25 protein-coding genes are annotated in these 24,210 nt (G+C 61.6%); 15 read left to right on the top strand and 10 right to left on the bottom strand.

Going from position 1 to position 24,210, the window contains the following annotated elements:
• Positions 1-35 precede the first annotated feature (35 nt).
• From ACWIKB_RS15365 to ACWIKB_RS15375, 3 genes are all read right to left on the bottom strand, one after another.
• Complete coding sequence (locus tag ACWIKB_RS15365; protein ID WP_475267889.1) at positions 36-806, bottom strand: MetQ/NlpA family ABC transporter substrate-binding protein; 771 nt, start codon at positions 804-806, stop codon at positions 36-38.
• A 73-nt stretch (positions 807-879) separates the two neighbouring features.
• A complete protein-coding gene (locus ACWIKB_RS15370) occupies positions 880-1,545 on the bottom strand; it encodes a methionine ABC transporter permease (RefSeq protein WP_054052181.1) in 666 nt (221 codons plus the stop codon).
• Positions 1,546-1,547: 2 nt separating this feature from the next.
• On the bottom strand, positions 1,548-2,762 hold the full coding sequence (locus ACWIKB_RS15375) for an SfnB family sulfur acquisition oxidoreductase (protein ID WP_475267891.1): 1,215 nt from the start codon (positions 2,760-2,762) through the stop codon (positions 1,548-1,550).
• A 307-nt stretch (positions 2,763-3,069) separates the two neighbouring features.
• Between ACWIKB_RS15375 and ACWIKB_RS15380 the strand changes: the two genes are divergently transcribed.
• The 4 genes from ACWIKB_RS15380 to ACWIKB_RS15395 all read left to right on the top strand — a co-directional run bounded on the left by ACWIKB_RS15380 (position 3,070) and on the right by ACWIKB_RS15395 (position 7,030).
• The gene (locus ACWIKB_RS15380) at positions 3,070-3,528 is read left to right on the top strand and encodes a VOC family protein (RefSeq protein WP_475267893.1); all 459 of its coding nucleotides are present in this window, start codon (positions 3,070-3,072) and stop codon (positions 3,526-3,528) included.
• 245 nt (positions 3,529-3,773) lie between these two features.
• Complete coding sequence (locus ACWIKB_RS15385) at positions 3,774-4,649, top strand: alpha/beta fold hydrolase (RefSeq protein ID WP_475267894.1); 876 nt, start codon at positions 3,774-3,776, stop codon at positions 4,647-4,649.
• A 111-nt stretch (positions 4,650-4,760) separates the two neighbouring features.
• Positions 4,761-6,059, top strand: coding sequence for a C4-dicarboxylate transporter DctA (gene dctA / locus ACWIKB_RS15390; protein ID WP_475267896.1), 1,299 nt, complete (start codon positions 4,761-4,763; stop codon positions 6,057-6,059).
• Positions 6,060-6,079: 20 nt separating this feature from the next.
• The gene (locus ACWIKB_RS15395; RefSeq protein ID WP_475267897.1) at positions 6,080-7,030 is read left to right on the top strand and encodes a LysR substrate-binding domain-containing protein; all 951 of its coding nucleotides are present in this window, start codon (positions 6,080-6,082) and stop codon (positions 7,028-7,030) included.
• 123 nt (positions 7,031-7,153) lie between these two features.
• Here the strand turns inward: ACWIKB_RS15395 and leuD are convergent, their stop codons facing one another.
• Together leuD and leuC are read right to left on the bottom strand one after the other, a co-directional pair.
• Positions 7,154-7,765 carry a 3-isopropylmalate dehydratase small subunit gene (leuD, locus tag ACWIKB_RS15400; protein ID WP_475267899.1) on the bottom strand — a complete coding sequence of 204 codons (612 nt, stop codon included), beginning with the start codon at positions 7,763-7,765 and terminating at the stop codon, positions 7,154-7,156.
• Positions 7,762-9,183, bottom strand: a complete 1,422-nt coding sequence (gene leuC, locus ACWIKB_RS15405; RefSeq protein ID WP_475267900.1) for a 3-isopropylmalate dehydratase large subunit — start codon at positions 9,181-9,183, stop codon at positions 7,762-7,764. Before leuC ends, leuD begins: the two co-directional genes overlap by 4 nt.
• Before the next feature lie 419 nt (positions 9,184-9,602).
• Between leuC and ACWIKB_RS15410 the strand changes: the two genes are divergently transcribed.
• The 8 genes from ACWIKB_RS15410 (at position 9,603) to ACWIKB_RS15445 (ending at position 15,932) form a co-directional block, all read left to right on the top strand.
• Entirely contained in the window at positions 9,603-10,805 is a 1,203-nt protein-coding gene (locus ACWIKB_RS15410; protein ID WP_475267902.1) for a PepSY-associated TM helix domain-containing protein, read from the top strand.
• The gene (locus tag ACWIKB_RS15415; RefSeq protein WP_475267904.1) at positions 10,802-11,344 is read left to right on the top strand and encodes a thiamine pyrophosphate-binding protein; all 543 of its coding nucleotides are present in this window, start codon (positions 10,802-10,804) and stop codon (positions 11,342-11,344) included. The genes ACWIKB_RS15410 and ACWIKB_RS15415 overlap by 4 nt, the downstream gene beginning before the upstream one ends.
• Positions 11,341-11,670, top strand: a complete 330-nt coding sequence (locus ACWIKB_RS15420) for a hypothetical protein (RefSeq protein WP_475267906.1) — start codon at positions 11,341-11,343, stop codon at positions 11,668-11,670. The genes ACWIKB_RS15415 and ACWIKB_RS15420 overlap by 4 nt, the downstream gene beginning before the upstream one ends.
• Positions 11,671-11,672: 2 nt before the next feature.
• Positions 11,673-12,245 (top strand): DUF6162 family protein, encoded by a 573-nt coding sequence (locus ACWIKB_RS15425; protein WP_475267908.1) that lies wholly within the window; start codon positions 11,673-11,675, stop codon positions 12,243-12,245.
• A gap of 35 nt (positions 12,246-12,280) precedes the next feature.
• On the top strand, positions 12,281-13,207 hold the full coding sequence (locus ACWIKB_RS15430) for a metal ABC transporter substrate-binding protein (protein WP_475267910.1): 927 nt from the start codon (positions 12,281-12,283) through the stop codon (positions 13,205-13,207).
• Between the two features lie 86 nt (positions 13,208-13,293).
• Positions 13,294-14,052 carry a metal ABC transporter ATP-binding protein gene (locus ACWIKB_RS15435; RefSeq protein WP_475267912.1) on the top strand — a complete coding sequence of 253 codons (759 nt, stop codon included), beginning with the start codon at positions 13,294-13,296 and terminating at the stop codon, positions 14,050-14,052.
• Positions 14,052-14,951, top strand: coding sequence for a metal ABC transporter permease (locus ACWIKB_RS15440; RefSeq protein ID WP_213940816.1), 900 nt, complete (start codon positions 14,052-14,054; stop codon positions 14,949-14,951). Before ACWIKB_RS15435 ends, ACWIKB_RS15440 begins: the two co-directional genes overlap by 1 nt.
• Positions 14,952-15,932, top strand: a complete 981-nt coding sequence (locus tag ACWIKB_RS15445; RefSeq protein ID WP_475267913.1) for a metal ABC transporter substrate-binding protein — start codon at positions 14,952-14,954, stop codon at positions 15,930-15,932.
• A 147-nt stretch (positions 15,933-16,079) separates the two neighbouring features.
• Here ACWIKB_RS15445 and ACWIKB_RS15450 read toward each other — a convergent pair whose 3' ends face one another.
• From ACWIKB_RS15450 to ACWIKB_RS15470, 5 genes are all read right to left on the bottom strand, one after another.
• Positions 16,080-16,307, bottom strand: coding sequence for an MbtH family protein (locus ACWIKB_RS15450; protein WP_007990131.1), 228 nt, complete (start codon positions 16,305-16,307; stop codon positions 16,080-16,082).
• Between the two features lie 82 nt (positions 16,308-16,389).
• Positions 16,390-17,802 carry a diaminobutyrate--2-oxoglutarate transaminase gene (locus ACWIKB_RS15455; protein WP_475267914.1) on the bottom strand — a complete coding sequence of 471 codons (1,413 nt, stop codon included), beginning with the start codon at positions 17,800-17,802 and terminating at the stop codon, positions 16,390-16,392.
• 143 nt (positions 17,803-17,945) lie between these two features.
• A complete protein-coding gene (locus tag ACWIKB_RS15460; protein ID WP_475267916.1) occupies positions 17,946-18,431 on the bottom strand; it encodes a GNAT family N-acetyltransferase in 486 nt (161 codons plus the stop codon).
• A 217-nt stretch (positions 18,432-18,648) separates the two neighbouring features.
• On the bottom strand, positions 18,649-19,974 hold the full coding sequence (locus ACWIKB_RS15465) for an ATP-binding protein (RefSeq protein WP_475267918.1): 1,326 nt from the start codon (positions 19,972-19,974) through the stop codon (positions 18,649-18,651).
• Positions 19,971-20,651, bottom strand: coding sequence for a response regulator (locus tag ACWIKB_RS15470; protein WP_475267919.1), 681 nt, complete (start codon positions 20,649-20,651; stop codon positions 19,971-19,973). Before ACWIKB_RS15470 ends, ACWIKB_RS15465 begins: the two co-directional genes overlap by 4 nt.
• Before the next feature lie 153 nt (positions 20,652-20,804).
• Between ACWIKB_RS15470 and dsbD the strand changes: the two genes are divergently transcribed.
• Genes dsbD through dsbG form a run of 3 tightly spaced genes read left to right on the top strand, consistent with a single transcriptional unit; the run spans position 20,805 to position 24,147 of the window.
• Positions 20,805-22,535, top strand: coding sequence for a protein-disulfide reductase DsbD (gene dsbD, locus ACWIKB_RS15475; RefSeq protein WP_475267920.1), 1,731 nt, complete (start codon positions 20,805-20,807; stop codon positions 22,533-22,535).
• Positions 22,535-23,401 carry a TlpA family protein disulfide reductase gene (locus ACWIKB_RS15480; RefSeq protein ID WP_475267921.1) on the top strand — a complete coding sequence of 289 codons (867 nt, stop codon included), beginning with the start codon at positions 22,535-22,537 and terminating at the stop codon, positions 23,399-23,401. Before dsbD ends, ACWIKB_RS15480 begins: the two co-directional genes overlap by 1 nt.
• Positions 23,377-24,147 carry a thiol:disulfide interchange protein DsbG gene (gene dsbG / locus ACWIKB_RS15485; protein ID WP_123409495.1) on the top strand — a complete coding sequence of 257 codons (771 nt, stop codon included), beginning with the start codon at positions 23,377-23,379 and terminating at the stop codon, positions 24,145-24,147. Before ACWIKB_RS15480 ends, dsbG begins: the two co-directional genes overlap by 25 nt.
• The last annotated feature ends 63 nt before the right edge of the window (positions 24,148-24,210 follow it).

The raw sequence follows: 24,210 nt of genomic DNA on the forward strand, positions 1-24,210 counted from the left end.
TTGCTCGCGAAGGCGTCCTCAAGACAAACCGAAGCTTAGAACCCCGGCGCAATCTGCCCTTTGTAGCGGGTCAAAATGAACTGCCGAACCTCATCGGAATTCAACGCCTTGGCCAGTTTCTGGATGCGCGGGTCGTTGATGTTGTCCGGGCGCGCGACCAGGAACTCGATGTAAAGGCTCTTGCCCTTCTCGACGATCAACGCGCTGTTGGTGTCGATCCCGGCTTCCAACGCATAGTTGGCAAACACAAACGCCAAATCCACCTGGCTCACCGACCGCGCGAGCAACGCCCCTTCCAGTTCACGAATCTTCAAGTGTTTCGGATTCTCGATGATGTCCCGTTGCGTGGCCAGGGTGTTGCTCGGGTCCTTGAGTTTGATCAGCCCCGCTTCGTGCAGCAACACCAGCGCGCGACCGGTGTTCACCGGGTCATTGGGGATCGACACGCTGGCGCCGTCCTTCAATTCGCTGATGTTCTTGATCTTGGTCGAGTAGGCGCCAAATGGTTCGATGTGCACGCCAACCACCGGCACCAGGTCGGTGTGGCGGGTTTTGTTGAAGTCATCGAGGAACGGCCGGTACTGGTAATAGTTAGCGTCGAGGTTTTTCAGCGCCAGTTGCTGGTTGGGCTGGATAAAGTCGGTGAAGACCTTGATGTCGAGGTCCACGCCTTCCTTGGCCAGGGTCGGTTTGACGAATTCGAGGATTTCCGCGTGCGGCACCGGGGTGGCGCCGACGATGAGTTTTTCGTTGGCGTGAACGCTGAACGACAGGACGGCAGCCAGAATGGCCAGGGTCTTTTTCATGCTGTGCTCCAAGGCAGATTGAGTGGCCGTCGTGGGGTGGACGTGGGGCCTGATTGTTTGTTGAATCGAATTTTTAGCGTCGGCTGTAGCGCGCCACCAGGCGGTCGCCGGTCATTTGCAGGGCCTGCACCAGGATCAGCAGCAACACCACGGTGACCACCATCACGTCGGTCTGAAAGCGCTGATAGCCGTAGCGGATCGCCAGGTCACCGAGCCCACCGCCACCGATCACCCCGGCCATCGCCGTGTAATCCACCAGCACAATCGCGGTCACCGTGACCGCCGCCAACAACCCGCCTCGGGCTTCCGGCAACAAGGTGTGACGGATGATTTGCCACGTGGTGCCGCCCATGGCCTGGGTCGCTTCCACCACCCCGCGATCGACCTCGCGCAACGCGGTTTCAACCAGCCGCGCAAAGAACGGCGTGCAGCCCACCACCAGCGGTGGAATTGTCCCCGGCACGCCGAGCGAAGTACCCACCAGCAGCGTGGTCAGGGGAATTAGCACGATCAGCAAAATGATGAACGGCAGCGAACGCAGCATGTTCACGATCACCGATAGCACCCGGTAAACCCCGACCGCTTCATGCAACTGGCGCTTGCCGGTGAGGAACAACACCACCCCCAGCGGCAACCCGAGCAACACGGTAAAACCGAGGGCGGCGCCGAGCATCGTCAGGGTATCGAGGCAGGCCTGGGCGATGTCGGCCCAATAGATATTCTTGAACCACTCGGCCATGGTCAGGACCAATCGTGGCGTGGCGGTTTGACGCCGTTGAGCAGCCAGTTGCCGACCACGTGGTACTTCCAGCGCACCGGGTCATGCAGGGTGTGGACCCGCGCGTTGCGCCAGTGGCGGTCGAAGTTGTGTTTCTTCAGGGTCGAGCGAGTGCCGCCGAGTTCGAAGAGTTTGTTGCTGGCCTCGATGGCGATTTCGGTGGTCAACACTTTGGCTTTGGCGACCGCCAGTGAAGCGCGGGCAACGTTGTCTTCATCCGGCGCCGGACGTGCCGCATCCAGCGCGCGACCGGCGCGTTCGAGCAAGGCTTCGGCGGCTTCCAGGCGAATCTCCAGGCCACCGACTTGAATGATGGTCAGCGGATCTTCGCTGGCCTTTTCTACGCCTGCGTCGATCCACGGCCGGGCGAATTGCTGGACGAAGGCGATGGTGTCGCGCAGGGCCGCGCGGGCGATGCCGGCATCGATGGCTGCGGTGGTCAATTGCGCGAACGGGCCGGCCAGGGTCGGGCTTTCATACGAGCGATAGGTCGGGAACACGTTGAACGGCGAGACGTGCAGATCCTCGGCCAACACCGTGCCGCTGGACGTGGTGCGCTGGCCGATGCTGTCCCAATCGTCGACGATCACCAGCCCCTTCGTGCCGCGCTCGACGAACGACAATTGGCCCTTCTCCTCTTCATCCACGGCCAGCACCGCCAGCCAATGAGCGTAGAGCGAACCGGTGCAATAACCCTTGCGCCCGTTGATCACATGGCCGTCGCCGTAACGACGGATCGTTGCCTGAATGTCCTGCACGTTCTTGCCGCCGGTTTCCGACAACGCATTGGCAAAGCGATGCCCTTGCAGCGCGAGCTCGAAGAAGTGCGCTTGCTGCTCCGGTGTGCCTTGCAGGCGAATGTCTTCCAGCAGGCAATAGTGGTTTTGCGGGATCTGGCCGAGGGACGGATCGGCCGCCGAGATAATCGCAATCACCTGCGCCAACACCGCGTAGGACACCTGCGCGCCGCCGAACTCCTTGGGCACGCTGATGCCCCACAATCCGCTGTTGGAATACAGATCGACAATCTCGGCCGGCACCTGGCGACTGCGGTCGCGCTCGGCGTCCTGCTCCAGCAAAACGGCGGCCAAACGCTCGGCAACCCGCAGGGCTTCGGCTCCGTCGGCGATCCGATGGGCGGCCGGCGGGTTGATCGGATAAACGGCAGATTCAGGCATACACGACTCTCGACAACAGGGTTTTGAGAGGGTCATTGCAGCTTCTGTGCCGAGTGCATGGATCAATGTTTTCGGGGGTTTTTCCGGGTTTAACGGTGATGAAGCCGAGCAATCTGCTGCTTCACTGTTGATGGCTGAACAGTGGCGTTTTTGCGCCGAACATTTGTAGGAGCTGCCGAAGGCTGCGATCTTTTGATCTTGATCTTTCGTCGCCCTCGCTGGCGCCAAAGTCAAAAGATCGCAGCCTTCGGCAGCTCCTACTATATTTGTTCGCTCCGTCCCACAACAAAAATCAGGGAGAACCGTTATGAGTGTCAAACCCATTCCAGAGGGCTATCACAGCATCACCCCCTACCTCGGCATCCAGAAAGCCGCCGAAGCCATCGAGTTCTACAAGAAAGCCTTTAACGCCATTGAAGTGATGCGCCTGAGCATGCCTGACGGCGGCATCGGTCACGCCGAACTGCGCATTGGCGACTGCCCGATCATGCTCGGCACACCGTGCGATCAAGGGCCGCTGAGCAACCCGGACAAATCACCGTCCGTGGGGTTGCACCTGTATGTGACCGATGTCGACAAATCCTACAAACAGGCGATTGCCGCTGGTGGCACGGTGGTATCGGAGGTTAAGGATCAGTTTTACGGCGACCGCTCGGGGACCCTGAAAGATCCTTATGGGCATTTGTGGTTTCTGGCGACGCGCAAGGAGGATTTGACTCAAGAGCAGATTGAGCAGCGGGCCAAGGAGATGTTTCAGCAGGGTTGAAATTTTCAGCGCCTGATCGGGCCTCTTCGCGAGCAAGCCCGCTCCCACAGTGGATTGGTGTTGAACACACATTTTGTGTACACGGCCGATCCCCTGTGGGAGCGGGCTTGCTCGCGAAGACGGCCTCCCAGCCACCGCCGATCTGCTTCAACACACTTCATGAACAACCACCCCACGCTTTGCGCCTTGCCGTAACCGCTCAACAATTTCAGGATGCAGGCAACTACAACAAGGAGTCATTCCCCATGTTCGCCGGATTCCTGAAAGACCAGCGCCACGTCAACGGCGTGGACATCGCCTACCGCATTGGCGGCAGCGGGCCGGGCCTGCTGTTGTTGCACGGTCACCCGCAGACTCACGTCATCTGGCACAAGATCGCCGAGCAACTGGCCGAGCATTTCACCGTGGTCGCCGCCGACTTGCGCGGTTATGGCGACAGCGGCAAACCGCCGGCCAACGATCATCACACCAACTATTCCAAACGAGAGATGGCCAAGGACGGCGTCGAACTGATGAAGTCCCTGGGCTTCGAGCAGTTCTCGATTCTGGCCCACGACCGTGGCGCCCGGGTGGCGCATCGCCTGGCGCTGGATCATCCCGATACCGTGCAACGCATGGTGCTGCTGGACATCGCCCCAACGCTGTCGATGTACGCGCAAACCAACGAAGCGTTCGCCCGCGCCTATTGGCACTGGTTCTTCCTGATCCGCCCGGCGCCGCTGCCGGAAACCCTGATCGAAGCCGATGCCGAATCGTACCTGCGCAGTGTGATGGGCAGCCGCAGCGCCGGGCTCAAACCGTTCACCGCCGAGGCCTTCGGCGAATACCTGCGCTGCCTGAAACTGCCCGGCACCGCCCGGGGTATCTGCGAGGACTATCGCGCCAGCGCCAGCATCGACCTGGATCACGACCGCGCCGATCTCGACGCCGGGCGTCATCTGAATCTGCCCTTGCTGGTGTTGTGGGGCGCCGAAGGCACCGTCGGCCGTTGCTTCGAGCCACTCAAAGAATGGCAACTCGTGGCCACCGACGTGCGTGGCAAAGCGCTGCCCGCCGGTCATTACATCGCCGAAGAAGCCCCCGAACTGCTGCTCGCCGAGGTCCTGCCTTTCCTGCACTGACAGCCCTGTGCTGACACCCGCAACAGCCTGACCTGAATCCACCTCCCACCGTGGGCCGTCACTGGCCCGCGCGGGATCGTCATGCCCAAAAACCGTCTCGAGATAATAAAAATGACAATCAGAAAACTGCTGGGAACCCTCTATGTGCAGGTGCTTATCGCCATCGCCCTGGGCATTGCGATCGGGCATTACTGGCCCCAGGTCGGCATTGATCTCAAACCGTTGGGCGACGGTTTTATCAAGCTGATCAAGATGATCATCGGTCCGATTATCTTCTGCACCGTGGTCTCCGGGATCACCAGCATGCACGACGTGAAACAGGTGGGCCGGGTCGGTGGCAAGGCGTTGCTGTATTTCGAAGTGGTTTCCAGCATTGCGCTGTTGATCGGGTTGCTGGCGGCGCATGCGCTGCATCCAGGCGCAGGGTTCAACATCGACGTGAAGACCCTGGACTCAACGGCCATCGCCGGTTTTGTCGGCCAGGCGCAACACGGTGAAGGCGTAACCGGGTTTCTGTTGCATGTGATTCCGACGACGTTTTTCGAGGCGTTTTCCCAAGGAGAAATTCTGCCGGTGCTGTTCGTTTCGGTGTTGTTCGGGATTGCGCTGGTGATGGTCGGCGAGAAAGGCCGCCCGCTGGTGGGCATCATCAATCAGGCCAGCGAGGTGTTTTTCCGCATTGTCGGCATCATCAGCCGCGTGGCGCCAATCGGCGCGTTTGGCGCGATTGCCTTCACCATCGGCAAGTACGGGCTCGGCTCGTTGCTGCCGCTGCTGAAACTGATCGGCACCTTTTATCTCACCGCGTTTATTTTCGTCGCCTGTGTGCTGGGCAGCATCGCCCGTTATGCCGGGTTCAGCATTTTCAAATTGCTGGCGTACATCAAGGCTGAGTTGTTGATCGTGCTCGGCACCAGTTCTTCGGAATCGGCAATGCCGCAGTTGATCCAGAAACTGGAAAGCCTCGGCGCGTCGAAAGGCGTGGTCGGCATCGTGGTGCCGACCGGCTACACCTTCAATCTGGACGGCACCAACATCTATATGACCCTGGCGGTGTTGTTCCTGGCCCAGGCGACCAATATCGACCTGACGCTGGAGCAGCAACTGACCTTGCTGGCGGTGGCGATGCTCACGTCCAAAGGTGCCGGCGCGGTGGTCGGTGCAGGCTTCGTTGCCTTAGCGGCGAGCCTGGCGGTGGTGCCGACCGTGCCGGTGGCGGCGATGGTGCTGATCCTCGGTGTCGACCGTTTCATGGCGGAATGCCGGTCCCTGACCAACATCATCGGCAATGCGGTTGCAGCCCTGGTGGTGGCGGCATGGGAAGGTGAACTCGACCGCAGCAAAATGGCGCCGATTGCCCTCAAGCGTGGGCGACATGCGCGGGCCGCCGCCAAACTTTCCGCTGAATAGAAAGCCCACACACCGATGCTATGCTGGCGGCTCATGCCGCCAGTGCTCGCTCTGTCATGACCACCAAGAAAGACACCGTGCCCCTACCCGAAGACCTGCGTGTTTTGCTTACCGTCATCCGCAAAAGCGGTTTTGCCGCGGCCGCCGATGAACTGGGCCTCTCCCCTGCTTACGTCAGCAAGCGTATCCAGATTCTTGAAACCACCCTCGGCACGCGCCTGTTGCATCGCACCAGCCGCCGCATCGCCCTGACCGAAGACGGCGAGCGGGTGCAGCGCTGGGCGTTGCGCATCCTTGATGACTTCCAGCAACTGCACGACGAACTCTCCGACGCCCACGACAGCCCTCGCGGGCGTTTGCATCTGTGCAGCAGTTTTGGTTTCGGCCGTAATCATGTGGCGCCTGCGGTCTCACTGCTGGCCGAGCGTTACCCGGAACTGGAGATTCGCCTGGACCTGTTCGACCGGGTGGTGGACATCGTCAGCGAAGGCTTCGACCTGGAAATCCGCGTCGGCGACGACATCCCCGGTCAGCACATCGGTCGGCGCCTGGTGAGCAATCGGCGGGTGCTATGTGCGGCCCCGGCATATCTGCAACGCCACGGCACGCCGCAGACGCTGGCGGATCTGGAACAGCATCATTGCCTGGTGATCAAGGAGCGCGACAACGCGTTTGGCATCTGGAACCTGGAGCGTGACGGGGTTCAGGAGAGCGTGAGGGTCAGCGGGCCGTTGTCGTCGAATAATGGCGAGATTGTCTTGCAGTGGGCACTCGATGGGCGCGGGGTGTTGCTGCGTTCATTGTGGGATGTGAAGCCGTTGCTGGAGCAAGGACGGTTGGTGCAGGTGCTGGCGGATTACACCCAGAGTGCGAATGTGTGGGCGGTGTATCCGACGCGGTTGGCGTATTCCGGGAAGTTGCGGGCGTGTGTGGAGTTTTTGCAGGAGCATTTCAAGGGGTTGTCGGTTTAGTGGCAACAATGCAATCCAAATTGTGGGAGCGGGCTTGCTCGCGAAAGCGGTGTGTCAGTCAACGTTGATGGTGACTGACACGACGCCTTCGCGAGCAAGCCCGCTCCCACATGGGATTTGTGTTCAGCCTAACCAGGGGTTCGCAGCCAGATGTGCGCGTTCGAAGGCCTTGATCTGTTCAGCACGCTGCAACGTGCTGCCAATGGCATCAAGTCCCAGCAACAATGCGGTCTTGCGCAAGGTATCGATCTCGAACGGGATGACTTCACCTTGAAGGCGAATCTCTTGCGCCTCAAGGTCTACGCTGATCTGTGCGCTGTCGGGCTCACTGACGACCCGACCCAGCCGCTGCAACACCGGCTCATCGAGCGTGATCAACAACACCCCATTGCGCTGGCAGTTGTCATAAAAAATCCCGGCAAAGCTTGAGCCGATCAACGCCCGAATTCCCATTTGCTTCAAGCCCCACACCGCGTGTTCCCGGCTCGATCCGCAACCGAAATTCGGCCCAACCACCATGAAACTCGCGCCTTGCCAGGCCGGTCGATTCAGTACGAACTCAGGGTTAAGTGAACCGTCCGGCAAGAACCGCAAATCAAAAAACAACCCACGGTCCAGCCCCGCGCGGTCGATACTCTTGAGGAACTGCTTGGGCATGATCACGTCGGTATCGATGTTCGCCGCGAGCATTGGCGCAGCTTTGCCGCTGACCTGGGTGAAGGGTTGCTGGCTCATGCTCGTTCTCCAAAGTGGCGGATGTCGGTGAGGCGGCCGGTGATCGCAGCGGCCGCGACCATCGCCGGGCTCATCAGGTGCGTGCGGGCTCCGGCGCCCTGGCGGCCTTCGAAATTGCGGTTGGTGCTTGAAGCGCAGCGGTCGCCCGGGGCGAGCACGTCGTCGTTCATCGCCAGGCACATCGAGCAGCCGGACTGACGCCATTCGAACCCTGCGTCGATAAAGATCGCCGCCAAGCCCTCGGCTTCGGCCTGATCCCGCACTTCGGTGGAACCGGGCACGATCATCGCCCGCACATGCTCAGCGACATGTTTGCCACGGACCACGCTGGCGGCATCGCGCAGGTCTTCGATGCGCGCGTTGGTGCAGGAACCGATAAAAGCGTGACTGATGACGATTTCGCTCAATGGCATACCGGCCTCCAGTCCCATGTAATTGAGGGCGCGGCGCATGTCCTGGCGCAGGATCAGGTCACTGACGTCTTGCGGATCCGGGACCCGAGCGCCAATCGGCGAGGCCTGGTCCGGACTGGTGCCCCAGGTGACCATCGGTTCCAGCACACTGGCGTCCAGATAAACCTCACGGTCGAACCGCGCATCCGCATCGCTGTGCAAGGCGCGCCATTTCTCGACGGCGCGGTCCCACAATTCGCCTTTGGGTGCGCGGGGTTTGTCCTTGAGGTAGGCGAAGACTTTTTCGTCCGGCGCCATGAACGCGCCGCGAGCCCCCGCCTCCACCGCCATGTTGCAGATGGTCATGCGCGCTTCGACGCTTAGGGCATCAATGGTCGAGCCACGAAATTCGATGGCATAACCGGTGGCGCCGGATGCACCGATCTGGCCGATCAGCGCCATGATCACGTCCTTGGAAGTCAGCCCTGTGGCCAGCTCGCCGTCCACGGTCACACGCATGCTTTTCAGGCGTTTGTAGACCAGGGTCTGGGACGCCAGCAGGTGTTCGATTTCCGAGGTGCCGATGCCGAAACCGAAAGCGCCCAGGGCGCCATAGGTCGTGGTGTGGCTGTCACCGGCGGCGATCACCATGCCCGGCAGGATGAAGCCCTGTTCCGGGGCGATTACGTGTTCGATGCCTTGGCGCTTGTCGAGGATGTCCAGCAGTTCGATACCGAAGTCCTGGCAGTTTTCCGCCAGATACGACACCTGCCGCGCCCCTCCGGCATCCGGCATCGTGGCAATGCGCACCGGCGCCGTGGGGTTGACGTGATCGACCACCGCCAACGCGGTTTCCGGGCGCCAGACCTCGCGTTTGGCCTCACGCAAACCGCTGAACGCCTGAGGGCTGGTGTATTCATTGATGACTTGCCGATCGATGTACAACAGGACGTGGCCCTGGTCATCGAGGCGACACACCGTGTGGGCATCGATGTGTTTGTCGTAGAGGGTTCTTGATGGGGTCATGGAAGTACTCGCTCAGAGGACGGTACGCCGCAGGCGTCTGGGTTCCATCATAGGGAGCGGGGGTTGGCCATCAATGGCCGGAGAGTGATCCCGTGAACCATGGTTCGTGTTGAATAGCGCTCCCGAGTAAACACATCGCCCCTGTGGGAGCGGGCTTGCTCGCGAAAACGGTGGGTCAGGCAAAGTGATGTCGACTGACATGACGCCTTCGCGAGCAAGCCCGCTCCCACAAGGGGCCAGAGCGACTGGCGAACGCGAAACATTTACTTTCATCTCCGCTTTCGGGATTTCCATGGCTCATCCGTCTTATTTAGATGCAGTCAGGCCGCGTAGGCAAAAGCCACGGCCGGGCTTTTCGAGGACCATCATGCTGCGAAGCCCGCAGAAGAGGTCCCTCCATCGAAACAAGACCTTTAATCATGTCGAAGAAATCCCGCTCAAAACTCTGGTTTCTGGTCCATAGCTGGCTGGCGCTGCCGATCTGGTTTTTCGTGCTGATCGTCTGCGTGACCGGCACCCTGGCCGTCGTCAGCCAGGAAATCGTCTGGCTGGCCAACCCGCAAATGCGCGCCAGCCAACCGTCGGACGATGCACCGCTGCTCAGTTACGACCAGATCCTTGCGGCCATGAAGAAAGCCGAACCCCAGACCCTGGTCCAATCCATCAACCGCCCCGACGAATCGCACTTCGCCCTCGATGTGGACGTCAGCTATCCCGACGGGCGCTCGGTCACCGTCTACGTCAACCCGTACACCGGCGTGATCCAGGGCATTGCCCCGGCGTTCAACTTCAAGGCATTCACCCGCGCGTTGCATGGCTGGTGGCTGGTGCCGTTCACCAATGGCTTCAGCTGGGGCTGGTACCTGGTGTCGTTCCTCGGCCTGCCGCTGCTGGTTTCACTGATTACCGGGCTGGTGGTCTACAAGAAGTTCTGGAAGGGGTTCCTGCGCCCGACCTTGCGCATTCGTCATGGCGCGCGGATTTTCTGGGGCGACTTTCACCGCCTCAGCGGTATCTGGTCGATCTGGTTCATTGCGGTCATTTCCATCACCGGCACCTGGTTTTTGATTGAAGCCCTGCTGTCCGACAACCAGATTTCCATTTCCAGCGCACCGATCATTCCGGCCATGGCCCGTGAAGCGGTGCCGCTCTCGGCTGACGGCTCGCCGCCACCACGGATCGACCTGGATCGTGCGATTGAAATCGCCATGCAGAAAATTCCGGGGCTGGAAGCCAGTTTTGTCAGCCTGCCGGGCAATGGCTACAGCCACCTCGATATCGGTGGTCGCGGTTGGTATCCGCTGATGTACCAGACGGCGACCATCAACCCCTACAACGGTGAAATCGCGGCTTCTCGACTGCTGTCAGACCGCAATGCGCTGGAGTTCGTGACCGAGTCCATGCGTCCGTTACACACCGGGGATTTCGGCGGTCTGTGGATCAAGCTGATCTGGTTCTTCTTCGGCCTGGTGCTGAGCATGATGGTCCTCAGCGGCCTGCTGATCTGGACCAAACGTACCGCACTGGCCACCGCCAACGCGCTCAAGCGCAGTAACAAAAAACAGCGCAGCACCACGGCACAACCGAGCGTGAACCACGAAACCTCGGAGGCCAGCCTGTGAGCAAAACAATCGTCACCGTCCAACCCTCGCGCCTGAGTGTGCTTTGGCACAAATGGCGTTTCCACTTGAACATTCTGTTGCTGCTGATCCCCTTGGGTTTCATGCCCAAATACTTCAGCGACGCCGCGCTGTTTCGCGGTGACAGCGGCCTGGGCGAGCGCGAAATCGGCGAGATCCAGGTCGGCCCATGGAGCCTGCGCCTGGCCGAGTTGCGCGACGAAGCTCCCCGTTCGGACGGCCCCGCCGGCTACCTGAAAAGCTTCAACGCCGCCCTGTGCGACACCTGCATCGAACCGGTCAAGGCCACCTACCTGCGTATTGGCAAGCCGCGCAGTCTGCGTGCAGCCGGGGTGATTTTCTTCGGCACGCCATACCGCATGGGCGCGTCGTTGCCGGTGCCGGCAAAAACCCAGGCCGACGCCGAACTGTGGATCACCATGGAAGGCTGGGACGGCAGCATGCACCAGGCCTCGATCCCGCTGAGCCAGGCATCCCCGGCCACCATCGCCTGGCTGAACAAACAAGGAGGCAAACCATGATCAACGCTCTACGCCCACTGCGCACCGCACTGCTGGTGCTCGGCGTCGGTTTCAGTGCCAGTGCCCTGGCCCACAACCCGATGTGCGAGTGCAAGGCCATCGATGCCGAGCAAATCAAATGCACCGGCGGTTTCTCCGACGGCAGCGGCGCGCCCGGGGTGACCCTGGACGTGATCGGCTACGACGAAACCATCTTGGTACCGGGCAAGCTCGGCGCCGACTCGACCCTGGTGTTCAAGAAGCCCGGTGCCGAGTTCTATGTGCTGTTCGACGCCGGCCCTGGCCACGTGGTCGAGATCGACCAAGCCGACATCGAGGCGCCCTGAACATGAGTACGCCCACGACCCAAGTTGTGCGCCCGGCCGGTGCCGGCCATGAAACCCTGTATGTACTGCTGTTGTGCCTGATGATTCTCGCGGTAGCCGGTTCGGTAGTCGCCTGGCGTCATGAGTCCCAGGCTGTGAGCACTATCAGCAGCCATCAACTGGATGCCCGCCGCGACCTGAGTGCTTCCGAGCAAGGCATCTACGCCGATCTGCGGGTGACCCTGGACGAGATTCACTTGCTGCGTCAGGAGCAAACGACGCTGCCCACGCCGCAAGCGTTGGCCGATGAAGGCTTTGCACCGTTTGCCCAGGACGCCAGCTCCGTCAGTCGCGGCGGCCATGCCTGGCAGTTGCTCGCGGCCAAGGCGTACTTCGGCCAGAGCCAGGCGCCGAGCGTGGCCGGTTCGTTCCTGATGCGCCTGACCGCTGACGACGATGCGCCGGACGTGTGGCTCAACCGCAGTAAAACCCTCGCTGCGCCGACCGACCTGACTGACGCCGCGCTGGAAAGCGCTGGCTGGCAGCAGATCGTCGCGCAATTCGATGCCGGCGTGACCCGCCAGCATCGGCACTGACCCCTCGCCTTCACCCGAGAGAAGACCGCTTTCCCATGCCTATTTCATCTCAACGTTCAATTCTGCGCCTGCTGCTGGTTGGCCTGTGCGCCTTGCTGCTGGCACCACTGGCCAGTGCCGATCAGGCCAAGCGCCTGCGCATCGGCATCACCCTGCACCCTTATTACAGCTATGTAGCCAACATCGTCGGCGACAAGGCCGAAGTGGTGCCGCTGATCCCGGCCGGTTTCAACCCCCACGCCTACGAGCCACGGGCCGAAGACATCAAGCGCATCAGCGGGCTGGACGTGATCGTGCTCAATGGCGTCGGCCATGACGACTTCGCCGACCGCATGATCGCCGCCAGTGAAACCCCGAATATCCCGGTGATCGAGGCCAACGAAAACGTGCCGCTGCTGGCCGCCACCGGCACCGCTGCGCGCGGCGCCGGCAAAGTCGTGAACCCGCACACGTTCCTGTCGATCAGCGCCTCGATTGCCCAGGTCAACAACATCGCCCGTGAACTGGGCAAGCTCGACCCGGACAACGCCAAGACCTACACCCAGAACGCCCGCGCCTACGGCAAACGCCTGCGGCAGATGCGCGCCGACGCACTGGCCAAACTGACCCAGGCGCCCAATGCTGAACTGCGGGTGGCCACGGTCCACGCGGCCTACGATTACCTGCTGCGCGAGTTCGGCCTGGAGGTGACCGCCGTCGTCGAACCGGCCCACGGCATCGAGCCGAGCCCGAGCCAGCTGAAAAAGACTATCGACCAACTGCGCGAACTCGACGTGAAAGTAATCTTCTCGGAGATGGATTTCCCGTCCACCTACGTCGACACCATCCAGCGTGAGTCCGGGGTCAAGCTGTACCCGCTGTCGCATATTTCCTATGGCGAATACACCGCCGACAAGTACGAAAAAGAAATGACCGGCAACCTCAACACCGTGGTGCGGGCGATTCAGGAGTCGGGCTCATGACCGCGAAAGAAACCATTCACTCGAATCCCCCCCAATCCCCTGTGGGAGCGGGCTTGCTCGCGAATGCGGTGGATCAGTCAACATTGATGTCGACTGACACGACGCCTTCGCGAGCAAGCCCGCTCCCACAAGTCTTCGGGCCGACGCTGGATTTTGCGGAGGTCAGCCTGACGCTGGGCCGCACGACGATCCTCGACAAGGTGACCTTTACCGTTCAGCCCGGCAGCGTGCATGCGCTGGTCGGCCCTAACGGCGGCGGCAAGAGTTCGCTGATCAAAACCCTGCTCGGGCAGATGCCCCACCAGGGTCGACTGAGCCTGCAATGGCCCGGCGAACCCGGCACCATCGGTTACGTCCCGCAAGCGCTGGAGTTCGACCGGGGCCTGCCGATGACCGTCGACGATTTCATGGCCGCCATGTGTCAGCGGCGCCCTGCGTTTCTCGGCTTGAGCAAGCATTACGCGGTGGCGATTGGCGAAGCGCTGGAACGGGTCGGCATGCAGGACAAACGCAAGCGTCGCATGGGCGCGCTGTCCGGCGGTGAACGCCAGCGGGTGTTGCTGGCCCAGGGGCTGATTCCGGCGCCGCAATTGCTGGTGCTCGACGAACCAATGTCGGCCCTCGATGAAGCCGGTATCCAGGTGTTCGAACGGCTGCTGGGCGACTGGCGCCAGAGCGGCATCACCGTGCTGTGGATCGAGCATGACCTGGAAGCCGTCGGGCGTCTGGCGGACCGGGTAACCGGACTCAATCGCCGGGTGCTGTTCGACGCCACGCCGCAACAGGCGCTGACCCCGGAACGCTTGCTGACCCTGTTCTCAACCCATCCCCGGAGCGCTGTCTGATGAGTTATGAAGCCTTTCGTTTGATGGTCCAGGGCTGGGCCTCTTCGGGTTATCTGCCGGAAGCGCTGGCCTATGGATTTGTCGTCAATGCGCTACTCGCCGGCCTGTTGATCGGCCCGGTGCTCGGCGGTTTGGGCACGCTGGTGGTGGTCAAGCGCTTCGCGTTTTTCTCCGAAGCGGTGGGTCACGCGGCGTTGACCGGCGTGGCCATCGGCATTTTGCTCGGCGAACCCTACACCGGGCCGTATGGCAGCCTGTTCGGTTACTGCCTGCTGTTCGGCATTTTGCTCAACTACCTGCGCAACCGCACTGGCCTGGCGCCGGACACGCTGATCGGTGTATTCCTTTCGGTGTCCCTGGCACTCGGGGCGAGCCTGCTGTTGATTCTGGCGGGCAAGATCAACGTGCACATTCTGGAAAACGTGCTGTTCGGTTCGGTGCTGACGGTCAACGGCAATGATTTGCTGGTGTTGGCCATCGTCGGATCGCTGGTAATGGCCCTGGCCCTGCCGCTGTACAACCGCATCATGCTCGCCAGTTTCAACCCGCAACTGGCGGCGGTGCGCGGGGTGGCGGTGAAGACCCTGGATTACCTGTTCGTGATTCTGGTGACCCTGATCACCGTCGCGGCGGTGAAAGTCATCGGCGCGATTCTGGTCGGTGCCTTGCTGGTGATTCCAGCGGCTGCCGCGCGGTTGCTCAGCCAGTCGCTGAAGGGATTTTTCTGGTGCTCGGTGGCGATTGCGACGGTCAGCACCCTGTGCGGGATTCTGGCGCCGATTGTCTTCGACCTGCCGATCCCGTCCGGTGCCGCGATCATTCTGGTGGCCGGTATCGCCTTCGCTCTCTGCGCCATCGCGCGCGGTGTCGTTCCAAGTCTGAAAGGGAATCTCGGATAAATGTCTTTTACTCTGCGTCAATTGAGCCTGGCCGTGGCCCTGTGTGGGACGGCCTCCTTCAATGCGTTGGCCGGCGACAGCTTCGAACCGATGCGCCTGGTGGCCAATCACGGGATCGGTAATACCGCCCTCTTCGCCTCGTCGTCAGCACACAAAACCCTGGTCCTGGCCTCGCTGCCAGTGACCTATGGCCTGGGCAGCGTGTTGCTGGAAGGCACTGATGTCGCCATTGAGCGCGCGGCACCGGCCAACCTGCCCGGTACACGGCAGACCGCTTACTTCACCGGGCGTGGCGCAGCGGAACTGAGCAAACTGGCGACCGACGCTGATGCGGTAATTGGCATCCGCTCGTTGTGGCCGGACGATCCGCTGTACCCGAATGCCCGCCGCAGCAATATCCGCATCATTGAAATCGACGCCGCCCGCCCGGTGGATGGCGCCCTGCCCGGCATCGCCGTGCAGCCGGGCAACAAGGTCGATGGCTTGAACAGTCAGCCATGGTTTTCCAGCAACAACATGGGGCGCATGGCGGACGTGATGGCGGCGGACCTGGTGCGCCTGGCACCCGAGGCCAAGCCGAAGATCGAAGCCAACCTGGCGGCGCTCAAGCAGCGGTTGCTCAAGCTCAGCGCCGACAGTGAGGCGCGGTTGGCCAGTGCTGACAACCTTACAGTGATGAGTCTGAGCGATCACTTCGGCTACCTGGTCGGCGGGCTCAACCTGGAATTGGTCGGCCTCGACGCGCGGCCGGATGCCGAGTGGACACCGCAAGCGCTCAAGCAATTGGGCGCGACGCTCAAGGACAATGACGTGGCGGTGGTGTTGCATCATCGCCAGCCGTCGGAGGCGCTGAAAGCGGTGATCAGCGAGGCCGGGAGTCGGTTGGTGGTGTTGAGCACCGACGGGGCGGACCCGGTGACCGAGCTGGAGGGGAATGTGGATTTGTTGATCAAGGGGTTGAGTGACGGGCCTTCGGCCTAAGATCAAAAGATCGCAGCCTTCGGCAGCTCCTACAGGGGAATGCGGTCGGCGTAGGAGCTGCCGAAGGCTGCGATCTTTTGACTTTCCAACCACAAAAAAGCCCGCTGAACCAGTTACGGTCAGCGGGCTTCTTTATGCGCGGTGACTTCAGTGAGCCACTGCCGCCTGCTCTTCCATCTTCTGACGCAAGCTCAACGGGCGCATGTCGGTCCAGGTTTCTTCGATGTAGGCCAGGCATTCTTTCTTCAGGCCACTCTTGCCCACGGTGCGCCAGCCCTGTGGCACGGCTTTGTAGTCGGGCCAGATCGAGTATTGCTCTTCGTGGTTGACCACGACCTGAAAGAGGATGTCCTCGCGGTCGAATACTGACGTCATGGTGTCTCTCCATCGTTGTAGGGGTGGGCTGCACTGCGCGTACAGCCGGTATGTAGAAGGAACGTACAAGTCGCTGAAAAATTTAGAGGCTGGTGGTGGCTGCTGCCAACGCCCGACCGAAAATCTCCGCGACACGGTCGATTTCAGCGGCGGTGATCACCAGCGGCGGCAGGAAGCGCACCACCGCGCCATGTCGACCGCCCAGTTCGAGGATCAAGCCGCGCTTGAGGCATTCGCGCTGCACCAGCGGCGCCAGGCGACCGAATGCCGGTGGATGACCTTGCACGTCCGGCGTGCCAGTCGGGTCAACCAGTTCGACGCCGAGCATCAAGCCGCGACCACGAATGTCACCCAACTGCGGGAAGTCCCGTTGCAGGATGCGCAGGTGTTCGCTCAAGCGCTCCCCCATGGCAGCCGCGTGTGCGCAGACGTTGTTGTCTTTGAGGTAACGCATCACCGCCGAACCGGCGGCCATAGCCATCTGATTGCCACGGAAGGTCCCGGCATGGGCGCCCGGCAGCCAGGTGTCGAGCCAGTCGCGATAGACCACCACCGCCAGCGGCAAGCTGCCGCCGATCGCCTTGGACAGCACCACCACGTCCGGAATGATCCCGGCATGCTCGAAGGCAAACATCTTGCCGGTGCGGGCAAAACCGCTCTGAATTTCATCGACGATCAGCGCCACGCCAGCCTGCTCGGTGATGCGCCGCAAGCCGCGCAACCAGTCGAGATCAGCCGGAATCACCCCGCCCTCGCCCTGCACCACTTCGACGATCACCGCCGCCGGCAATTGCACGCCGGCCTCCGGATCGTTGAGCAGATTTTCCAGGTAGTTGAGATTGACCTGCACCCCTTGCGCGCCGCCAAGCCCGAACGGGCAGCGGTAATCGTACGGGTACGGCATGAACTGCACGCCGCTGCTGAGCAGTGCGCCCAAGGGCTTTTTCGGCCCCAGGCTGCCCATCAAGCTCAGCGCGCCCTGGCTCATGCCGTGGTAACCGCCCTGGAACGACAACACGGTGCTGCGCCCGGTGGCGGTGCGCACCAGTTTCAATGCCGCTTCCACGGCGTCGGTGCCGGTGGGGCCACAGAACTGGATTTTCGCTTCAGCGGCCAGGGCTGGTGGCAGCAGACCGAACAAGTCCTGGACGAACTGATCCTTGACCGGCGTCGTCAGGTCGAGGGTGTGCAGCGGCAATTCATCGCTCAGCACTTGCTGGATCGCTTCGATCACCACTGCGTGGTTATGCCCCAGCGCCAGCGTCCCGGCACCGGCCAGGCAATCGATAAAGCTGCGGCCCTCGACGTCCTCGACATAAATACCCTTGGCACGCTTGAGCGCCAGGGGAATACGTCGCGGGTAGCTGCGGGCATTGGATTCCTGCTGGCTCTGACGGGCCAGCAACGGCGATTCGTTGAACTGGTAAAGCGTCTCGGCAGGCGTCGGGACGACCCGGGCCGGCTGATCTTCGATAAGGCTGGTAGCGACTGACATCTCTCGACCCCTCAATACGCTGTTGATAGTGACCAAAACTGCACACCGGGCAGGTGCGCGTTCCGGTCACGGGGCGCACTTGCAGGTTTTCCTGTTCTGGAAACGCATCAGAGCCTTGAGGATTTAGACCCGCGCTCAGCTTTCTATGAAGGTGATGCGAGTGCCTTGTGCATGGGAATGGCGTGCAGCCCCGCCACGCTGAAGGTTTCGGCACAGGCGCGATAGCCCTGACGCCGATAAAAGGCTTCGCTGGTGCGGGTGCTGTTGAGGCGTGCCTGGTGCAAGCCCTGATCGAGCAGCCAGGTTTCGAGGCCGTGAATCAAGGCCTGTCCGGCGCCACGGCGAAACCATTCCGGCTGCACGTAACAGAAGGCGATTTTGCCACTGCTCACGGCCATGGCGACGCCGATCGGTTTGTCCTTGATCAAGGCGATGTTCAGGTACAACCGTTGGTCGGTCAGCCAGGCATGGATATGTTCGGCGGTTTTGCTGTGGGTCCAGGCGGCGACGATTTTCGCGTCGTTGCGGTGGTCGAGCGCGCAACCGACCCGAATCGAACGCTCGACGATCCGGCTGATAATGCCGGCGTCGGCAGGGGTTGCGTTGCATATGTGCAGGGGTGCATCCATGGCGCTGTTACCTCAATCCATTGAGTCAAAGCTGGCGGGAAGATAGCGCCGGTTGGGGCATGAATGCCAATGGACAGAAGTTACATTTGATGTGCAACACAGATCCCCTTGTGGGAGCGGGCTTGCTCGCGAAAGCGGTGGGTCAGCCAACATTGATGTCGACTGACACGCCCTCTTCGCGAGCAAGCCCGCTCCCACAGGGGGGGTATGGTGTTTTTTAGACTGTTTGCAGCGGCATCGTCAGCTCGACCCGCAACCCGTCCGGGCGACTGTCGAAATGCAAGGTGCAGGCGCAACGCTGGACAATCGCCTGGACAATCGCCAATCCCAAGCCGCAACCGGTGCTCTGGCCGTTGCGCCAGAAACGTTGAGTCAGGTGTTGCAGGTCATCTTCGGCAATCCCCGGCCCATGGTCGCGGACCACAAAGCGCACACGGTTGCCGGTGGTTTCCAGGCTCAGCTCCACGGCCCCGTCACTTGGGGTATGGCGCAGGGCGTTGTCCAGCAGGTTGCGCAGCGCGGCAATCGACAGCACTGCGGGCATTTGCACCGGGGCCGCCGAGAGCTTCGCCGGCAACTGGAACTTGATGCGCTGGCGATCACCGCTGGCGGCATCCTGAATCGCCAGTTTCGCCACTTGCTCGGCGCTGCACTGCACGCCGTCATCGAACGACAGACTGCCCTCGACCCGCGCCAGCAGCAGCAATTGTTCAAGAGTGCGGTGCAGGCGGTCGGCGCCTTCTTCGGCCCGGGCCAGGGATTGATCCCGGGCCGCGCCTTCGGTCATGCGCGCCACTTGCAGGTGGGTCTTGATCGCGGTCAGCGGGCTGCGCAGTTCGTGAGCCGCATCCCCGGTCAGACGTCGTTCGCGCTCGATGGTCCGGCCGATACGCTGGAACAGCTGATTCTGCGTGTCGAGCAACGGTTGCAGTTCGCTGGGCAGTGGCTGGATCTGCAGCGGTTCGAGAGAATCGGCACTGCGGCGCATCAAGGCATCGCGCATGCGATTGAGCGGCGCCAGGCCTTGGCCGATGCCCAGCCAGAGCAGGCACAGGCAACCGAGCAACGCCACGCCCACCGGCACCGAAGCGGCCAGCAGAATCGACATGTTCAAAGCTTCGCGTTCGATCTGCCGGTCCGCCGTGGTGATGCGCAGATCGCCGCGCGCCAAGGTGAAACTGCGCCATGGCGCGCCATCGATCATCTGGTCATGAAAGCCCATTTTTTCGGCTTCCAGGGTTTGTTGCGGGTCGGTGTGACTGCGCGCCAGGATTTCGCCGCGCAACGAACTGACCTGACAGGCCATGCCGCCGGGAACATTCAATTGCTCCGCGCTGAAATGAGTGCCCTCGCCCTTGGTCGGCAACGCCGGCAATTGCTCCATCAGCCCCGCAACCATCCGCGCCGAAGCGACCAGCCGCTGGTCGAGGGAAAACATCATCTGGTTACGCAGGTCGCTGAGCATCCAGGCTGCCGCCAGGGCCCAGATCAGCGCAAAAGCGGCGCCGAGGGTCAAACTCAGGCGCAAACGCAGGCTCATCACTTCGATTGATCTCCGCCATCCGCCGGACCCAGCCGATAACCGAGGCCGCGCACTGTTTCGACGATGCCGTTACCGAGTTTACGCCGCAGGTGGTGGATATGGACGTTGAGGGCATTGCTTTCCAGTTCGTCGTTGAACCCGTAGACGCTGTCCTTCAATTGCTCAGTGGACAACACCCGACCACGGTTGTGCAGCAAGGCTTGCAACAGCGACTGCTCGCGGCGCGACAAGTCCACCGGCTGGCCGGCGAGCATGGTTTCGCGGCTGCTTGGGTCGTACGTCAGTGCGCCGTGCTCGATCAGATTGACGCTGCGCCCGGCTACTCGTCGCAACAACGTGTGCAGACGCGCGGCGAGTTCTCGCAGGTCGAAGGGTTTGAGCAGGTAATCGTCAGCGCCGGCCTGCAGGCCATCGACCCGGTCGGTGACCGAATCCCGGGCAGTGAGAATCAGCACCGGAATCTCCAGACCGCTTTGGCGTAGCTGCTGCAGCAGCTTGAGGCCGTCTTCGTCCGGCAGCCCGAGGTCGAGCACCATGACATCAAACTCGGCGACCTTGAGTATCGCCCGTGCCGATGATGCCGTAGCCACATGCTCCACGGTCAGGCCCTGAGCGGTGAGGCCGGCGACGATGCCGCTGGCGATCAACTCATCGTCTTCGCAAACCAGTACGTGCATGGAAAGCCCCGTAGAAAAAAGCTGATTAGGCCGTTGGCCGATTAAGCGGACATTATGCCCCGATCACCGGCGCTACAAGGCCATGACGGTTAATCATCGGTTAATCGCCGCCCACCATTGTGCAACTCACTTGCACAGGGACAAGGCCTACCCATGCGTCGACTGTTTTTCCTCTTTGCTCTCTTGATCTCGGGTCTGGCCCAGGCAGGGACCAATCCGTTCGAGACCAAACCGGACTTTCTCCCCGTCGAGCAGGCGTTTGTCTTTACCTCCGAACGTCTGGACTCCGGTGAAACACAACTGTTCTGGCAGATCGCCGACGGCTATTACCTGTATCAGAAGCGTCTGAAATTCGATGGCCTGGCCCAGGAGCACACACCTGTGTTGCCGGCGGGCGAGTCCCACAGCGATGAGTTCTTCGGTGAACAGCAGGTCTATCGCCAAGGCCTGGAACTGAAAATCCCGGCCGGTGCCACCGGTCAGATCAAGGTCGGCTTCCAGGGCTGTGCCGATGCGGGTTTGTGTTATCCGCCACAAACCCAGGTCGTGGACCTGGGGGAAGTTTCAGCAACGTCAGTGACCAATGAAGCCCCGGACCAGACCCTGGCCAGCAACCTGCAACAGCGGGCGCTGGGCTGGAGTCTGCTGGTGTTCTTTGGCCTCGGTCTGCTACTGGCCTTTACGCCGTGCACCTTGCCAATGCTGCCGATTCTCGCCGGTTTGATCGTCGGCAGCGGCGCCACGCCCAAACGCGGTTTTGCCCTGGCCAGCAGCTATGTGATCTGCATGGCGTTGGTGTATGCGGCGATGGGCGTTCTGGCGTCGCTGCTCGGGGCAAACCTTCAGGCACTGCTGCAAAATCCGTGGTTGCTGGGCAGTTTCGCAGCGATATTTGTGCTGCTTGCATTGCCGATGTTCGGCTTCTTCGAATTGCAATTGCCGGTGGCGCTGCGGGATCGACTGGAAAACGTCTCGCGCAATCAGCGCGGCGGCAGCCTGATCGGCGCCGGTGTGCTCGGGGCCTTGTCCGGTTTGCTGGTCGGCCCGTGCATGACCGCGCCACTGGCCGGCGCCCTGCTCTACATCGCCCAGAGTGGCAATGCACTGCATGGCGGACTGATTTTGTTTGCCATGGGCATCGGCATCGGTGTGCCCCTGTTGCTGCTGGTGACCGTCGGCAACCGCTTCCTACCCAAGCCCGGCGCCTGGATGAATTTGCTCAAAGGCGTGTTCGGTTTCCTGTTCCTCGCCACCGCGCTGCTGATGCTGCGGCCGGTGCTGGATCAATCGCTGTGGGTCGGTTTGTGCGGCGCCCTGCTATTGATTGCCGCTTATAGCGCCTGGAAGCAGTCGGAAGGTTTCGGTCGCGTGGCCCAAGTGTTCGGCGCCAGTTCGCTGTTGCTCGGGGTGTGGGGCAGTCTGTTGATGGTCGGTGCGGCCGGCGGCAGCGATGATCTGTTCAAGCCGTTGCAGGTTTACACCGCTGCACGCTCCAACAACGCCCCCGTCGGTCATGACGCTTTCACCACGATCAAAGACCCCGCCGCCCTGCAACGGGAACTCGATGCGGCGCAGGCCCAGGGCCAGTGGGTGTTGCTGGATTACTACGCTGACTGGTGCGTGTCGTGCAAAGTCATGGAAAAACAGGTCTTCGCCAAATCGCGGGTATTGGACGCCTTGAAAGACGTGCGCTTGCTACGGCTGGACGTGACCGCCGACAATGCCGCCAGTCGCGAGCTGCTCGGCCGCTACAAAGTGCCGGGGCCGCCAAGCCTGTTGTGGATCGGTGCCGATGGCAACGAACGCCGCAGCCAGCGCATCACCGGTGAGGTCGATGCCGAGACTTTCCTGCAACGCTGGACCACCACCCGAGATGCCCGTTAATGCTGACCTTTACCCTCGGCACCTTTGCCATCGCGCTTAACCACCTGCTGCTGATCAGTGCTCTGGCGCTGGCTACCTTTGTCGGCTGGCGGGTGGCCAAGCGCGGCGGCGAGAACCCCGAGTCAGCGCTGTTCAGCCTGTTCCTGCTGGGCATGCTGGCGGCGCGGATCAGTTTCGTGATCGCCTACTGGGCGCAGTATCGCAACGATCCGTGGCAGATCATCGACCTGCGCGATGGCGGTTTTCTCGCCTGGCCGGGCGTGATCGTGCTGGTGCTGGCCGCGTTGTATCGCGGCTGGCGCCGACCAGGGCTGCGTCGGCCACTGGGGTTCGGGGTCGGCAGCGGCCTACTGTTCTGGTTGCTGGCAACCTTCTCCCTGAGCCTTTACGAACAAGGCACGCGCCTGCCGGAAATCACCTTGCGCAATGCCGCTGGCGAAACCGTGCAACTGGCCGACTATCAGGGCGGCCCACTGGTGATCAATCTTTGGGCCACTTGGTGCCCACCGTGTCGCCGGGAAATGCCAGTACTGGAAAACGCCCAGCAACACCGCCCGGACCTGACCTTCCTGTTCGTCAACCAGGCCGAAAGCATGCAAAGCGTCAGCACCTTCCTGGAAACCCAGGGCCTGAGCCTGTCCAACGTGCTGTTCGACGGCAGCGGCCGCTTGGGCCAGGCCGTCGGTTCCATGGCCTTGCCGACTACGCTGTTCTATAGCCACGATGGTCGCCTGCTGGGCAGCCATCTGGGCGAATTGTCAGAAGCCAGCCTGGCCCGGGCCCTGGAAAACTTCGACACCCCCACTTCTGCCGCACCGGCCACCTCTGCAAGGAAATTGCCATGCCCCGCCTCCGCCACCTGCTGACGCTGACCCTGGGCGCCGCCCTGCTGCACCTGCCGTCGGCGCAGGCTGTTGAAGAATTGCCCGAGGCGATCAAGAAGATCGAAGCCAAGGGCGCGAAAATCGTCGGCCAGTTCGATGCGCCGGACGGTTTGCGCGGTTACGCGGCGCAGTACCAGAATCGCGGCATGGCGCTGTACCTGACCCCGGACGGCAAGCACGTCTTGCTCGGCAACCTGTACGACGCCGACGGCAATGACCTGAGCAGCGCGCCGTTGCAGAAACTGGTCTACGCGCCAATGTCCAAGGAAGTCTGGGGCAAGATGGAAGCAAGCAACTGGATCGGCGACGGCAACAAGGACGCCCCGCGCGTGGTGTACCTGTTCAGCGACCCGAACTGCCCTTACTGCAACATGTTCTGGGAACAGGCACGGCCGTGGGTCAAGTCCGGAAAAGTGCAGCTGCGGCACATCATGGTCGGCATCATCCGCGAAGACAGCCCGGGCAAATCCGCTGCGCTGCTGGCGGCCAAGGACCCAAGCAAAGCCTTGGAAGACCACGAAAAATCCGGCAAGCAAAGTTCGCTTAAGGCCATGAAAGACGTGCCACCAGCGATCCAGGCAAAACTGGCGGCGAACATGCAGTTGATGGAAGACCTGGAATTGCAGGCAACCCCGGCGATTTTCTATATGGATGACAAAGGTGAGCTGCAACAACAGCAAGGCGCGCCGTCGCCGGACAAGTTGTTGAAGATTCTCGGGCCGAAGTGAATTCACTGGCCTCTTCGCGGGCAAGCCTCGCTCTACAGGTTCACGCTGTCTGTAGGAGCGAGG

It is taken from the genome of Pseudomonas sp. 5Vm1k, assembly GCF_056161485.1.